The sequence below is a fragment of the Streptomyces griseus genome, from assembly GCF_900460065.1.
Classification (GTDB): Bacteria; Actinomycetota; Actinomycetes; order Streptomycetales; family Streptomycetaceae; genus Streptomyces; species Streptomyces griseus.
The window spans coordinates 1-16053 of sequence record NZ_UAVD01000007.1 but is presented as its reverse complement, the minus strand read 5'-3'; the positions used below and the strand labels follow the sequence as shown (position 1 = coordinate 16053).

7 protein-coding genes and 1 pseudogene are annotated in these 16053 nt (G+C 71.7%); all 8 read left to right on the top strand.

Translation table 11 applies throughout. The annotated features are described in order from the left end of the window. Nucleotides 1-39 precede the first annotated feature (39 nt). The gene (glyA, locus tag DTB53_RS03880; RefSeq protein WP_003966724.1) at nucleotides 40-1386 is read left to right on the top strand and encodes a serine hydroxymethyltransferase; all 1347 of its coding nucleotides are present in this window, start codon (nucleotides 40-42) and stop codon (nucleotides 1384-1386) included. Continuing rightward, entirely contained in the window at nucleotides 1383-2366 is a 984-nt protein-coding gene (gene sbnA / locus DTB53_RS03875) for a 2,3-diaminopropionate biosynthesis protein SbnA (protein WP_003966723.1), read from the top strand. The genes glyA and sbnA overlap by 4 nt, the downstream gene beginning before the upstream one ends. Before the next feature lie 114 nt (nucleotides 2367-2480). Further along, entirely contained in the window at nucleotides 2481-3515 is a 1035-nt protein-coding gene (gene sbnB, locus DTB53_RS03865) for a 2,3-diaminopropionate biosynthesis protein SbnB (protein WP_012379314.1), read from the top strand. 8 nt (nucleotides 3516-3523) lie between these two features. After that, the gene (locus DTB53_RS03860) at nucleotides 3524-3730 is read left to right on the top strand and encodes an MbtH family protein (protein ID WP_003966721.1); all 207 of its coding nucleotides are present in this window, start codon (nucleotides 3524-3526) and stop codon (nucleotides 3728-3730) included. Then, nucleotides 3727-8361, top strand: coding sequence for a non-ribosomal peptide synthetase (locus DTB53_RS03855; RefSeq protein WP_012379312.1), 4635 nt, complete (start codon nucleotides 3727-3729; stop codon nucleotides 8359-8361). The genes DTB53_RS03860 and DTB53_RS03855 overlap by 4 nt, the downstream gene beginning before the upstream one ends. 263 nt (nucleotides 8362-8624) lie before the next feature. Beyond that, nucleotides 8625-12901: pseudogene (locus DTB53_RS37255) on the top strand (amino acid adenylation domain-containing protein). Beyond that, nucleotides 12901-13566, top strand: coding sequence for an AMP-binding protein (locus tag DTB53_RS37245; protein WP_256656819.1), 666 nt, complete (start codon nucleotides 12901-12903; stop codon nucleotides 13564-13566). The pseudogene DTB53_RS37255 and the gene DTB53_RS37245 overlap by 1 nt, the downstream one beginning before the upstream one ends. Continuing rightward, a partial coding sequence (locus tag DTB53_RS37240) for a non-ribosomal peptide synthetase (protein ID WP_256656821.1) occupies nucleotides 13553-16053 on the top strand: 2501 nt, incomplete at its 3' end. The genes DTB53_RS37245 and DTB53_RS37240, both read left to right, overlap by 14 nt.

The window sequence follows — 16053 nt, the reverse complement described above, 5'->3', positions numbered from 1 at the left end:
ATTCCACCTTTCCGATACTGCACAAGGGGCTGTATTGACATGCTCGCCACCGAAGATTTCGCCCGGCACGCGGCGCGGCTGCTGGCGTCGGAGGACGAAGAACTCGTCACCGCCATCGCCTGCGAGAACCACCGCCAGCAGAACTCCCTGATGCTCGTCGCCTCCTCCAGCGTCACCGACCCCTCGGTCCTCGCCTGCCTGGCGACCTCCTCGATGAACGTCACCGCCGAGGGCTACCCCGGCGCCCGCTACCACGCCGGCTGCGAGGCCATCGACCCGATCGAGCAGCTCGCGATCGACCGGGCCCGCGCGCTGTTCGGCGCCCGGTACGCCAATGTGCAGGCCCACTCGGCGACCACCGCCAACTATGCGGTGCTGTCAGCGGTCCTGAACCCGGGCGACGTCGTGCTGGGCATGCGGCTCAACCACGGCGGGCACCTCACGCACGGCTACAGCGTCGCCTACTCCGGCACGTACTTCACCCCGGTCAACTACGGCCTGGACGACCAGGGCCGCATCGACTACGACGAGGTCGCCGCCCTCGCCGCCGAACACCGCCCCAAGCTGATCATCTGCGGTGCCACCGCCTACCCCCGCACCGTCGACTTCGCGCGCTTCCGGGCCATCGCCGACAGCGTCGGCGCCCTGCTGATGGCCGACATCTCGCACATCGCGGGCCTGGTGGCCGCGGGCCTGCACCCCAGCCCCGTCGACCACGCGCACATCACCACCACCTGCACCCACAAGCAGCTCGCCGGGCCGCGCGGCGGCATCATCATGTCCGGCCGGGACGCCGACACCGTCCTGCCGGCCACCGGCCGGACCCTGGCGAAGACCCTGGACCGTGCCGTCTTCCCCTTCTTCCAGGGCGCGCCCATCCTGCCCGCCATCGCGGCGAAGGCACGCGCCTTCGCCCGCGCCGCGACCGACGAGTACCGGAACACGGCCCAGCGCATCCTGGACAACTCGGCCGCCCTGGCCGCCGAACTGACCGCCCTCGGCCACGAGGTGGTGACCGGGGGCAGCGACAACCACATCGTGCTGCTCGACCTGACCCGCGACAACGTCAGCGGCATGGCCGCCGAGCGGGCCCTGGAGTCGATCGGCATCGTCGTGAACAAGAACCGGGTCCCCGGCGACACCCGCCCCGCCGCCGTCACCAGCGGCGTCCGCATCGGCACGAACGCCGTCGCCCAGCGCGGCCTCGGCCCCCGCGAGATGCGCGTCTGCGCCGGGATCATCCACACCGTCCTCACCACCATGCGCCCCGTCGGCGACCGCGACTTCACCCTCGACGAGTTCACCGCCGCCGAGCTGCGCGCCGAAGTGGACAAACTGACCGCCGAGTTCCCGCTGCCCCGCTACGAGCCGAGCGGCCGGCCGTGAACCCACTGCGCAAACGCCTCGACATGATCGGCGCCTCCGTGGGCCGCACCCCGCTCCTCTGGCTGCCGGACGACAGCCTGAGCCTGTTCGCGAAACTGGAGTCGGTCAATCCCAACGGCAGCACCAAGGACCGCTCCGCGTACTGGATCCTCAAGAAGGCCATCGAGCGCGGCGACATCACGGAGAACACCACCGTCGTCGAGTCCTCGTCGGGGAACTTCGCGACCTCGCTCGCCGTCTTCTGCCAGTCCCTGGGTATCCGGTTCGTCCCCGTCATCGACGCCAACTGCAACGCCCTGACCGAGGCCGTCCTGCGCTCGTGCTGCGAGCGGGTCGAGAAGGTCGTCGCCCCGGAGGGCGCCGCCCTGCTGCCCGCCCGTCTCGCGCGGGTCGCCGAGCTCCGTGCGGAGATCAGCGACGTCTACTGGCCCAACCAGTACGCCAACGGCGACGCCGCGGACGCCCACTACCAGCTGACCGGCGGCGAGCTGAGCAGCGCGTTCTCCCGCATCGACTACCTCTTCGTCGGGGTCGGCACCGGCGGCACCATCGCCGGGCTGTCCCGACGCGTCAAGGACCAGTTCCCCGGCGCCACCGTCGTCGCCGTCGACGTCCACGGCTCCGTCGCCCTCGGCGGCGCCCCCGGCAAGCGGCACATCCCCGGACTCGGTTCGAGCATGGTGCCGCCCCTCCTCGACCAGGCCCTCATCGACCACGTCATGCACGTCAGCGAGTACGAGACCGTGATCGGCTGCCGGACCCTGTACGCCGAACACGGCCTGTACGCGGGCGGATCCACCGGCAGCGTCTACGCCGCGATCGGCCGGTACTTCGCCGAGCACCCGGTGCCCCCCGGCGAGCGGCCCACCGCCGTCTTCCTCTGCGCCGACCGGGGCATCCCCTACGCCCGGACCGTCTACGACCTGGACTGGGTGGAACGCACCCTCGCCCCCGACGCCGTGGCCACGGCCGCGCTCTGAACGCGCCCCGACCGTTCGCCCCGACGCCCGTCCCGTCCGTCCCGTCCGTCCGATGCGTCCTGTCCGTCCCACCCGGCTCGTCCGTCCCGTCCCGCCCGTACGAAAGGAACCACCGTGTCCGTCCGCACCCCGGACTCTCCGCCGTCGCTCATCTTCATCCCCGAGGCAGCCGTCGCCGCGCAGATCGAGGGTCACCGCGAGCGGTGCGTGGACCTCGTGCGTCGCGCTTACCTCACCCACGACAACGGCGACAGCGTCAACCCGCAGAGCGGCTTCCTGCGCCTCCCCGACCACCCGAAGTCCCGCATCATCTCGCTGCCGGCCCACCTGGGCGGCGAGTTCGGCGTCTCGGGCCTGAAGTGGATCTCCAGCTTCCCCGACAACCCGCGCACCTACGGCATCCCGCGCGCCTCCGCCGTACTGCTGCTCAACGACCCCGACACCGGCTACCCGGCGGCCTGCCTGGAGTCCTCCGTCATCTCCGCGACCCGCACCGCGGCCTCCGCCGTGCTCGCCGCCGAGACCCTCGGCGGCGGCCGCAGCGCCCGCCGCGTCGGCGTCGTCGGCACCGGCCTCATCGCCCGGCACGTGTGGAAGTTCCTCCGGGACCTGGACTGGCAGATCGACGGCTTCACCCTCTACGACCTCGACCCCGCCGCCGCCCGCTCCTTCGGCGAGGAACTGACCGCCGAGGGCGCCAAGGAGTTCACCGTCGCCGACGACGTCGCGCAGGCCTTCACCGAGTGCGACCTGGTGATCCTCACCACCGTCGCGGGCGAGCCGCACATCCACGACCCGAAACTCCTCGACCACGCCCCCCTGGTGCTGCACCTCTCCCTGCGCGACCTCGCCCCGGAGATGATCCTCGCCGCACAGAACATCACCGACGACACCGAGCACGCCGTACGCGAGCGCACCTCGCTGCACCTGACCGAACAGGCCGAGAACGGGCGCGACTTCATCACCGGCACCCTCGCCGACGTCCTGCTCGGGCGCGTCGAGGTCGACCGCTCCCGACCGGTCGTCTTCTCGCCCTTCGGCCTCGGCGTCCTCGACCTGGCCGTCGGCTCCTGGGTGCACTCCCGCGCCCAGGAGGCCGGCGCCGGCCGCGTCGTGAACGACTTCTTCGCATCCACCACCACCAAGTGAGGCACCCCATGAGCAGCGACACCCTCCAGTACCGCGTCGTCGTCAACGCCGAGGAGCAGTACTCCGTCTGGTTCCTGGAGCGCCCGCTCCCCACCGGCTGGACCGAAACCGGCACCACCGGCACCCGCGAAGCGTGCCTGGCCCACATCGCCGAGGTGTGGACCGACCTCACCCCCCGCTCCGTGCGGGAACGCCGCGGGAGCGTCGCGGCATGAACGACCTCGACACCCGCATAGCCGGGCTGTCCCCGGCCAAACAGGCCCTGCTCGCCCGCATGCTGCGCGAGCGCCGGGCCGCCGGCCGGCCGCAGATCACCCCGAGCGGCGACACCGGCCCCGCCCCCCTGTCCGCGGCGCAGCGGCAGTTCTGGTTCCTCTGGCAGCAGGACCCGGAGAGCTCCGGCGTCTACAACGTGCCGATGGCGCTGCGGCTGCGCGGAGCGATCAACGCCGGCACCATCGACCTGGCGCTCCGCCGCATCGTCGAACGGCACGCCGTCCTGCGTACCCGCTACGTCGACGGGGAGGCCGGGAGCGACGGGCCCGTCGCCGTGACGTCGCCGAACGCGACCGGGTTCTCCCTGGCCGTCGAGGACGTCACCGCCCTGCCCGCCGACGAGCGCGAGGAGGCGGCCCGTGCGATCGTGGACCGCCGCGCGGCCCACGACTTCGACCTCGCCGCCGAACTGCCCCTGCGGGCCGTGCTGATCCGGCTCGACGACGAGGACCACGTCCTCGCCGTGATCGTGCACCACATCGCCACCGACGGCGCCTCCGTGGAGATCCTGTTCCGCGAGTTCGCCGCCATCTCCCGCGCCGTACAGGAGGGCGAGCCGCTCGCCCTGCCCGAACTGCCGGTCCAGTACGCCGACTACGCCCGCTGGCAGCAGTCCGGCACCGGAGCCGAACGACTGGCGGAGGGACTGGACTTCTGGGGCGCCTGGCTGGACGGCGCGGACCCCTCCCTCGACCTGCCCACCGACCGGCTCCGTCCCGCCGACGGGCAGCGCAGCGGAGGGCGCCGGCGCCGGCGCATCGAGCCGGAGCTGGCCGAACGCGTCCACGCCTTCTCCCGGGAGCACGGCGTCACCCCGTTCATGACGCTGCTCACCGGGCTCGGTCTGGTGCTGCGCCGCTACAGCGGCAAGAGCGACCTGCTCGTCGGCACCCCGGCGATGAACCGGCCCACCGCGGAGACCGAGCACCTCATCGGCTGCTTCGCCAACACGCTCGCGCTGCGGCTGCGCCTGGACGCCGGGCACACCGCCGCCGAGGCGGTCCGCCGCATCCGGCAGGACGTCACCGCCGCGTACGAGTACCAGGACGTGCCGTTCGAGAAGGTCGTCGCCCGCACCGGCACCGAGCGCAGCCTGGACCGCAACCCGCTGTTCCAGGTGATGTTCGTCTACCAGCGCGTCGCCGACGGCTTCGGCCTGCCCGGCGTCGAGGCCGAGACCTTCGACACCCACAACGGCACCGCCAAGTTCGATCTCGACTTCTCCCTCCTGGACGGGCCCCGGGGCATCGAGATGTCCTGCGAGTACGACGCCGGGATCTTCACCGCCCAGCGCATCGACCGCATGCTGGCCCACCTGGAACAGGCCCTGGTCACCCTCATCGAGGCGCCGGACACCTCGGTCGCGGACCTCGGCGTCCTCACCGCCGAGGAGGAGGGGCGCGCCGCCCTGGAGTGGAACGCCACCGCCGCCGACTTCCCGCGCGAGCGCACCCTGCCGGACCTCTTCGCCGAGCAGGCCGCCGCCCGCCCGGACGCCCCGGCCGTACGGACCCCGTCGGGCACCGTCAGCTACGGGGAGCTGGCGCGGCGCAGCTCCCAGCTCACCCGGGTCCTGGCCCGGCGCGGGGTGGGACGCGCCGAGGTCGTCGCCGTCGCCGTCGAGCGGACCGCCGACCTGCCGCTCGCGGTGCTCGGCGTCCTCGGGACGGGCGCGGCCTACCTGCCGGTCGACCCCGACCAGCCGGCCGAGCGGCTCACCATGATGCTCCAGGACGCGGGCGTCCGGGCCGTCGTCACCACGGGGGCGGTACACGACCGGCTCCCCGCCGTGGACGTCCCGGTCCTCGTCCTCGACGCCGACGAGGTCCGCCGGGAACTCGACACGGAGTCCGACGCCCCCGTGGCCTGCCCGGCCGACGCGGGCGACCTGTCCTACATGATTTTCACCTCGGGGTCGACGGGGCGGCCCAAAGGAGTCCTGCTCGACCACCGCGGCCGGGTGAACAACTTCCACGACTTCAACCGGCGGTTCGACATCTCGACCGGTGACGCCGTCCTCTCGGTGTCCTCCCTCGGCTTCGACATGACGGCGTACGACCTCCTCGGCACCCTGATCGCCGGAGCCTGCGCGGTCCTCCCCGCACCGGAACGGGACCGCGACCCGAGCCACTGGCTCGACCTGATGCGGGAACACCGGGTCACCGTCTGGCACTCCGTACCGGCCCTGCTCGGACTGCTGCTCGACGGCATGGACGACCTCGGCGTCGAGGCGCTCCCGGACCTCCGCGTGGTCCTGCTCGGCGGCGACTGGATCCCCGTCACCCTCCCCGGCCGGCTCCGCACCCGGGCCCGCGACGCCCGGGTGATCGGCCTGGGCGGCGCGACCGAGGCCTCGATGGACTCGACCATCTTCGAGATCGAGCAGGTCGATCCCGGGTGGCAGAGCATCCCGTACGGCGTTCCCATGGCCAACCAGACCGCCTACGTCACCGATGGCGACCTGCGCCTGGTACCCCAGGGCGTACCGGGCGAGCTGTACCTCGGCGGCACCGGCCTGGCCTGGGGTTACGCGGACGCCCCCGGGCAGACCGCGGACCGTTTCCCGCCCAACCCGTTCAGCGGCGTGCCCGGCGACCGGATGTACCGCACCGGAGACCTGGCCCGCTACCGGCCGGACGGCAGTCTCGAACTCCTCGGCCGGGTCGACTTCCAGGTGAAGATCGCCGGTCACCGCATCGAGCTCGGCGAGGTGGAGGCGGCCCTGCGCGACCGTCCCGGCGTCGGCCGGGCCGTCGCGGCGGCCGTGACGATCGGCGAACAGCGCCGGCTGGTCGGCTACGTCGTACGGGAGGAGGGCGCGGGCCCGGTGGACACCACCGCCGTACGCGAGGACCTGGCCACGCGGCTGCCCGGCTACATGGTGCCGGCGTTCCTCGTCGAGCTGGCGGAGCTGCCGCTGTCGCCCAACGGCAAGGTCGACCGCGGACGGCTCCCCGTCCCGAGCACCCCGGCCGCGGCGGCCACGCGTACGGCGGGCCGCCCCCCGGCGACCCCCACCGAACTGCTCCTGGCCGGCGTGTGGCAGGAACTGCTCGGGCTGGAGAGCCTCAGCGCCACGGACGGCTTCTTCGCCCTCGGCGGGGACTCGGTGACCTGCATCCGCATGGTCACCCGGGCCCGCGCCGCCGGCCTGGCCGTCACGCCCCGCATGGTCTTCCAGCACCAGACCGTCGAGGAGCTCGCCGAGGCCGTCGACGCCTCGGCCACGACCCTGGCGGAGACGTCCCGGCAGGCGGCGGGCAGCCCGGGCGGCATGGAAGTGCCGCTCGACCGCTACCCCCTCGCACCCATCCAGCACCACATGCTCACCACCGCCCGGCAGCGGCCCTTCCCCGGCCTGTACGTCATCCAGTCCGGCTTCCCGCTCCCCGGCGAACTGGACGAGACGGCGTTCCGCCGGGCCTGGGAGTGGCTGTTCGCCCGGCACGCCGTGCTCCGCACGTACTACGAGGACCTGGACACCGACACCCCGGTCCAGGTCGTCGCCGACCGGGTCGAGCCCTGGTTCGAGGAGCGCGACCTGCGCGGCCTCGACCCGGCGACCCAGGAACGGCGGCTCCTCACGGAGCTGGACGAGCTGCGGCTCGCGGGCTTCGACCTCGGCCGACCGCCGCTGATCAGGCTGCTGCGCTACCGGATCTCCGACGATCTGCAACTGCTCGTCCAGCACCACCACTACAGCCTGCTCGACGGCTGGTCCTGCATGCGGCTGCGGCAGGAACTGCTCCTGGCCTACCAGGCGTTCGCGACCGGCACCGAGCCGGAGGCCGCCCCCGCACGCCCGTTCGCGGAGCACGTGGCCTGGGTGGGAAGCCTGGACCGGGACGCGGCGGCGGCGCACTGGGCCGACGTCATGGAGGGCAGCGCCGGACCGTGGGCGCAGGCCCCGCAGCGGACCGAGGGACGCCCGACACAGGTGCAGCGGGCCCTCGACCCACGGCTCACCGAGCGCCTCGACGCGGCGGCCAGGAACGCGGGCACCACCTACGCCACCTTCGCGCAGCTCGCCTGGGCGCGGGTCATCGCCGACCGCAGCGGACACGAGGACGTCGTCTTCGGGGTGACCTCGAACGGCCGCCAGGCCACGGCCGAGGCGGAGGCGGCCGTGGGCCCGTTCATCAGCACCCTGCCCGTCCGGTTCCGCTTCGCCCCGGACGAGCCGGTCACGGCCGCCGTGCGCAGGCTCCATCTGCAACGGCTGGAGGCGGAGGAGTTCAACGGGGTGGAGCTGGCCGTGATGACCGGCGGGCGCCCCCTGGAGTCCGTGCTCGTTTTCGACAACTACCCGGTGGACGCCTCGCTCGGCGAGGTCTCCGCGTCCGTACAGCCGGGGAACCCGCTGGCACAGCGCAGTCTCTCCGTGGCGCAGACCGAGTTCCCGATCAGGGTCGACGTGCTGCGCGGCGCCGAGGACGCCCTCGTGCTGACCTTCGCCGGCGACCGTGAAGCGCCGCACGACGCGGACGAGCTCGCCGACCGGTGGGTGGCCGCGCTGGGCGACCTGGCGGAGCGGTCGGAAGCCGGCCCGGAGACGCCGGGGACCGCCTGACACCTCCCGCAGGCCGCCGGACGGGGCGGACCCCCGCGCCCCGTCCGGCCCCCCCGCACGAGAACGGTCCGGCACGACGAGGACCGCAGCACCGCGACGACAGCACCCGTGACCGCGCCACGGTGACGGACAGCACCGCGACCGCACCACCGTGACGACTGCACCGCGACCGCACCACCGCAGCGACAGCACCCGCACCACATCGACGACCAGCAGCACGGAAACGACCGGCAGTACCGCCAGAGGGAACAGCGAGGAACCCCATGTCCACAGATCAGGTCTACGTCATGCCTGCCTCTCCGAGCCAGCTCGGCCTGTGGCTGCAGGGCGAGCTGGAACCCGGGTCGAGCGCCTACAACGTGCCCGTGGCCATGCGCCTCACCGGCCCCCTGGACGCTGCCGCCGTCGACGACGCCGTAACGCTGCTCGGTGTGCGGCACGAGATCCTCCGCACCACCTTCGGGCTGTCGGACGGGGAGGTGTCCCAGTTCATCCACCCCGAGCCGGCCTGGCGCATGGAACACGTCGCCCTGGACCACCTCACGCCCGAGGCCGCCGAGGCGGCGTGCCGCGAGGACAGCGGCGCGCGGGCCGCCGCACCCTTCGACCTCACCGAGGGACCGCTGCTGCGACCGGTGCTCTACCGGCTCGCCGAGCAGGACCACGTGCTGCTCCTCGCCATGCACCACATCGTCACCGACGGCTGGTCCATGGGCGTCGTCATGACCGAACTGCGCGCCCTGTACGCCGAGCGGAACCCCGACGCGCTGCCCGCCCGCGCGCTGCAGTACGCCGACTTCGCGGTCTGGCACCGGGACTGGCTGGCCGGCGGCGTCAGCGAACAGCAGCTGGAGCACTGGCGTGCCGACCTCGCCGACGAGCTCGTCCTCGACCTGCCCACCGACCACCCGCGGCCCGCGGTCCCCACGCACCGCGGCGAACGGATCACCGCGGTGCTCTCCGAGCGGGTCACCCAGCAGCTCCGGGAACTGGCCGCCTCCCAGCGCACAGGCCTGTTCGCCGCGTTCCAGGCCGCGTTCGCCGCCACCCTCTCCCGGTACAGCGGACAGCACGAGATCCGGATCGGCGTGCCCACGGCGGGCCGCCACCACCCGCACACCGAGGAACTGATCGGCTACTTCGCCAACACCCTCGTCGTCCGGACCGAGGTCGACCGGAGCCAGGGGTTCCGCACCCTGCTCGGCCAGGTGCGCGGCCGGCTCGCCACGGCGCTCGGCCACGCCGACGTCCCGTTCCGCGACGTGGTGCGGGCGCTCGGCCAGGGCCAGGACCGCACGGGGCAACCGCTGTTCCGGGCGATGGTCAGCGAGGAGAACATGCCGGAGGCGTTCGACCTCGCCCCCGGGCTGCGCGCGGACCGCTTCGACATCCCCAACCCCACCGCCAAGTTCGACCTGACCCTGTTCGTCGCCGACAGCCCCGGCGGCGCCCGGCTGACCCTCGAATACAGCACCGAACTGTTCACCGGGCAGACCGCCGAGCGGCTCCTGGACGCGGTGCTGGCACTGAGCCGCAACGCCGTCAACCACCCGGACCGGGCCCTGTGCACGCTGACGGCGGTGTCGGTCGAGGACCAGGTCCGGCTGTCCCGCTGGTCACGCGGCGCCGACGCCGTGGACGGCGGGGCCACGGCCCTCGACCTGTTCCACGCCCGGGCGGCCGACGCCGCCGGGACCGTGGCCGTCGTGGTGGGCACGACCCGGGTCACCTACGCCGAACTCGACCACCGCGCGGGCCGCGTCGCCGCCGCACTGCTCGCGGCTGGGGTACGCCCCGGGCAGGTGGTGGGTGTGCTGCTGCCGCGCTCGGTGGACCTCGTCGCGGCGATGCTCGGCGCCTGGAAGTGCGGAGCCGCCTTCCTCGCCCTGGACACCGGCCAGCCCGCCGAGCGCCTGGCCGCCCTGGTGCGGGACTCCTCGGCCGCCGTCGTCGTCGGCACCGGGGAGCGGGCCCGGGACGTGGCGGGCACCACCCGTCTCGTCGACGTCACCGACCTGCCCGAGCACCCGGCGCCCGGGACGACCGGCGCGGGCGCCGCGGCGTACGTGCTGTACACCTCCGGATCGACCGGCCGCCCCAAGGGCGTCGTCGTGCCGCACCAGGGCCTCGCCAACTACCTGCGCTGGGCCGTCGACGCGTACGGCGCGGGACGCACCCCGGTGGCCCCGGTCCACTCCAGCGTGGCGTTCGACCTCACGGTGACGAGCCTGTGGGTGCCGCTGATCGCCGGTGGCACGATCCACCTCGTGGACGAGGCCGATCCGCTGGACGGACTGGTCGCCGTGGTGAGCGGCCCGGTCCGGCCCAACCTGATCAAGCTCACCCCCTCCCACCTCCAGGCCCTCTGCCGGCTCATCCCCGAGGGCGGCCTCGCGGGCCTCGACGCCTGCTTCGTCGTCGGCGGTGAGGCACTGTCCCCCGTCCTCGTCGACCAGTTCCGCGCGGTCGCCCCCGACGCGACGGTCGTCAACGAGTACGGGCCGACCGAAACCGTCGTCGGCTGCTGTGTCCACACGCTCGCCCCGGGCGAGGCCGTGCCCGAGCGTCCCGGCATCCCGGCGGGGCGGCCCATCGCGGGCACCTCGCTGTACGTCCTGGACGAGCGCATGGCGCCCGTGCCGGTGGGGGTGCCGGGCGAGCTCTACATCGGCGGCACCCAGGTGGCCTGGGGCTACCTGGGCGACGGGGCGAAGACGGCCGCCGTGTTCGTGCCCGACCCGTTCAGCTCGGTCCGGGGCGCCCGCCTGTACCGCACCGGCGACCTGGTCCGCTACCTCCCCACCGGGGAGCTGGAGTTCCTGGGCCGGCGTGATCACCAGGTCAAGATCCGTGGTCAGCGGATCGAGCTCGGCGAGGTCGAGAACGCCCTGCGCGGCCTGCCCGGCATCACGGACGCCGTCGTCATCGCCCGACCCGACACCACGGGCGGCACGGCGCTCGTCGGCTACGCGACGGGCAGCGTCGACCCGGCGGACGCCCGCACGGCCCTGGCCCGGACCCTGCCGGAGGCGATGATCCCGGCCACCGTCGTCGTACTCGCCGAGATACCGCTCACCCCCAACGGCAAGGTCGACCGGGCGGCGCTTCCGGCCCCGGACCTGTCGGTGGCGCGGGTGGGGTATCGGGCGCCGGTGACGGGGGAGGAGTGCCGGTTGGCGGAGTTGTTCGCCGAGGTGCTGGGTGTGGAGCGGGTGGGTTTGGACGATGACTTCTTCACGCTCGGCGGCCACTCTCTGCTGGCCACCCAGCTGATTGCGCGTATCCGTTCGGACTTCGGTGTTCAGCTTCCGTTGCGGACGTTGTTCGAGAGCCCTGTGTTGGGGGTGTTGGCCGGGGTGGTGGTGTCGGCGGGGCGTGTGGGTGCGTTGCCGGAGTTGGTGCGGGTGGATCGTGGTGGTGAGTTGCCGTTGTCGTTTGCTCAGCAGCGGATGTGGTTTCTGCATGAGTTGGATCCGGAGGGGTCGTTCTACAACGTTCCGGCGGCTGTGCGGTTGTCGGGTGGGTTGGATGTGGGGCGTTTGCGTGGTGCGTTGATGGTGGTGGCGGGGCGGCACGAGGTGTTGCGGACCCGGTTCGTCGAGGGTGTGGCGGGTCCGGTGCAGGTTGTGGGTGATGAGCCGGCGATCGAGTTCGTGGTGCGTGATGTGTCGGGTGTGGGTGATCCGGATGCTGTGGCGTTGGGGGCTGCGCGGGATCTTGCCGGTCTGCCGTTCGATCTGGTTGCCGGTCCGTTGATGCGGGTGGTGGTGATGCGGGTGCGTGAGGGCGAGCATGTTCTGGCGTTGTCGATGCATCACATCGTGTCGGACGGTTGGTCGGTCGGGGTGTTGCTGCGGGAGATTCAGGCGGCGTATGCGGGGCGTGAGTTGCCGGATCTGGTGGTGCAGTACGCGGATTACGCGGCGTGGCAGCGTAGTTGGCTGACCGGTGATGTGCTGGAGGAGCAGCTGGCCTACTGGAGGCATGAGTTGGCGGGTGCGCCGTCGGCTCTGGATCTGCCGACCGACCGGCCGCGGCCCGCGACGCCGAGTCATCGGGGCGCCCAGCTCACCGAAGCACTCGACGCCATGACGGTCCCCGGCTGGCGGAGGCTGCTCAGGTCCGGGGAACGACTCTCTTCAGTGTTCTGCAGTCGGTGTTGGCGGCGGTGTTGTCGCGGCGGTCGGGTCAGGGTGATGTGGTGATCGGGGTGCCGGTGGCGAACCGGTCGCGGGTGGAGACGGAGGATCTGATCGGGTTCTTCGTCAATACGTTGCCGCTGCGTACTCGGGTGGCTGCGGGTGATTCGTTCGAGGAGCTGCTGGACCAGGTGAGCCGGACGGCTCTGGAGGGCTTGTCGCATCAGGACGTGCCGTTCGACCGGTTGGTCCAGGAGCTTGCGCCGGACCGTGACCGTTCGCGCAATCCGATCTTCCAGGTGATGCTCGCGTTCCAGAACGCGCCGACCCCGAACGGCCCCCGGCGACCTCGACCTGACCTATCTGCCGGTCGGCGACGGACCCGGCCAAGTTCGACCTGATGCTCCTCGGGAGGAGCCCAGGCGGCGAACTGCCCTCGCTGGAGTACAGCACGGACCTCTTCACGGAGCAGACCGCCCGCGCGGTGCTCGACGACATCCAGCGCGCGTGCCGTGCCGCGGCGGCCGATCCCGCATGCCCCGTCGGAGAACTCGCCCCGGTCTCCGAGAAGGAGAGCGAGATCCTGGCCGTTGGAACCGGACGGACCGCGCGGACCGGCTCGACAGTCTCGGTCGCCCGGGTCAGGGAGCATGCCTCCATCCGGCCGGGCGCCGTCGCGCTCACTGATGACCACGGGTCGCTGACCTATCGGGAGCTGGTGGGGCGGGCGAGTCGTGTCAGCCGTGAGCTGCTTGCCGCGGGTGTCGTGGCTGATGACCGGGTGGCCTTCCACGGTGAGCGTGGTGCGGACGCGGTGGTGGCGTTCCTCGGGATTCTGGGGGCGGGTGGTGCCTATCTGCCGCTGGACCCGAATGCCCCGCTGGCGCGGAAGGCCGACATGGTCACCGCCTCCGGCGCCCGCCTCCTCATCACGACAGCCGGCCACACAGCCCCGACCCACGCCATCGCCACCGAAGCCCGGTACCCACCCCGACGTCCTCGTCTGCCCGACTGCGGCCGACGCACCGGAGGAGCTCGTCCGCTCCGGTGCGCTGGATGGCGATGATCTGGCGTATGTGCTGTATACGTCGGGTTCGACGGGGCGTCCGAAGGGGGCGATGGTCCATCACGCGGGGATGAACAATCACCTGTTGGCGAAGGTGGATGATCTGGGTTTGACCGGTGGTGATGTGATCGCGCAGAACGCGGCGTTGACGTTCGACATCTCGGTGTGGCAGATGACCGCCGCTCTGGTGACCGGTGGGCGGACCGCGGTCTACGGGGACGAGACGGCGCATCACGCGACGGAGCTGTTCCTGCGCGCGGACCGGGACGCCGTGACCGTTCTCGAAGTGGTTCCCTCGCTCCTGCGGGCGGCTCTGGACGCGTGGGACACCGTCGAGGAGTCCGCCCCCGCCCTGCCGGTGCTGCGGAAACTCGTCGTCACGGGGGAGGCGCTGCCGCCGGATCTGTGCACCCGGTGGTTCGCCCGTTATCCGGGGATCGACGTCGTCAACGCCTACGGTCCCACCGAGTGCTCCGACGACGTCACCCATGCCACCCTCACCCCAGGCACGGAGACCCGTCACGCGCACATCCCGATCGGCAGCGCCGTGCGCAACACCCGTCTCTACGTCCTGGACGAGGATCTCCGGCCCCTGCCCGTCGGCGTCCGGGGTGAACTCTTCGTCGCCGGCACCGGCGTCGGCCGCGGTTACCTCGACGATCCCGCCCGCACGGCGGCGGCCTTCATCCCCGACCCCTTCAGCACCACACCCGGGGCGCGTCTCTACGCCACCGGTGACATCGCCCGCCACCTTCCCACCGGGGAGCTGGAGTTCCTGGGCCGGCGTGATCACCAGGTCAAGATCCGTGGCCAGCGCATCGAGCTCGGCGAGGTCGAGAACGCCCTGCGCGACCTGCCCGGCATCACGGACGCCGTCGTCATCGCCCACACCGACCCCAACAACCAGACCCGTCTCGCCGCCTACACCACCGGCCCCCTCCTCCCGGCGCAGACCCGCACCGCACTCGCCACCACCCTCCCCGAAACCCTCATCCCCACCCACATCACCACCCTCGACACCATGCCCCTCACCCCCAACGGCAAGGTCGACCGGGCGGCGCTTCCGGCCCCGGACCTGTCGGTGGCGCGGGTGGGGTATCGGGCGCCGGTGACGGGGGAGGAGTGCCGGTTGGCGGAGTTGTTCGCCGAGGTGCTGGGTGTGGAGCGGGTGGGTTTGGACGATGACTTCTTCACGCTCGGCGGCCACTCTCTGCTGGCCACCCAGCTGATTGCGCGTATCCGTTCGGACTTCGGTGTTCAGCTTCCGTTGCGGACGTTGTTCGAGAGCCCTGTGTTGGGGGTGTTGGCCGGGGTGGTGGTGTCGGCGGGGCGTGTGGGTGCGTTGCCGGAGTTGGTGCGGGTGGATCGTGGTGGTGAGTTGCCGTTGTCGTTTGCTCAGCAGCGGATGTGGTTTCTGCATGAGTTGGATCCGGAGGGGTCGTTCTACAACGTTCCGGCGGCTGTGCGGTTGTCGGGTGGGTTGGATGTGGGGCGTTTGCGTGGTGCGTTGATGGTGGTGGCGGGGCGGCACGAGGTGTTGCGGACCCGGTTCGTCGAGGGTGTGGCGGGTCCGGTGCAGGTTGTGGGTGATGAGCCGGCGATCGAGTTCGTGGTGCGTGATGTGTCGGGTGCGGGTGATCCGGATGCTGTGGCGTTGGGGGCTGCGCGGGATCTTGCCGGTCTGCCGTTCGATCTGGTTGCCGGTCCGTTGATGCGGGTGGTGGTGATGCGGGTGCGTGAGGGCGAGCATGTTCTGGCGTTGTCGATGCATCACATCGTGTCGGACGGTTGGTCGGTCGGGGTGTTGCTGCGGGAGATTCAGGCGGCGTATGCGGGGCGTGAGTTGCCGGATCTGGTGGTGCAGTACGCGGATTACGCGGCGTGGCAGCGTAGTTGGCTGACCGGTGATGTGCTGGAGGAGCAGCTGGCCTACTGGAGGCATGAGTTGGCGGGTGCGCCGTCGGCTCTGGATCTGCCGACCGACCGGCCGCGGCCCGCGACGCCGAGTCATCGGGGCGCCCAGCTCACCGAAGCACTCGACACCCCGACCGTCACCCGGCTGACCGAGGCCGCCCAACAACGCGGCACCACCCTTTTCAGTGTTCTGCAGTCGGTGTTGGCGGCGGTGTTGTCGCGGCGGTCGGGTCAGGGTGATGTGGTGATCGGGGTGCCGGTGGCGAACCGGTCGCGGGTGGAGACGGAGGATCTGATCGGGTTCTTCGTCAATACGTTGCCGCTGCGTACTCGGGTGGCTGCGGGTGATTCGTTCGAGGAGCTGCTGGACCAGGTGAGCCGGACGGCTCTGGAGGGCTTGTCGCATCAGGACGTGCCGTTCGACCGGTTGGTCCAGGAGCTTGCGCCGGACCGTGACCGTTCGCGCAATCCGATCTTCCAGGTGATGCTCGCGTTCCAGAACGCGCCGACCACCCAAACGGCCCCCGGCGACCTCGACCTGACCTATCTGCCGGTCGGCGACACCACGGCCAA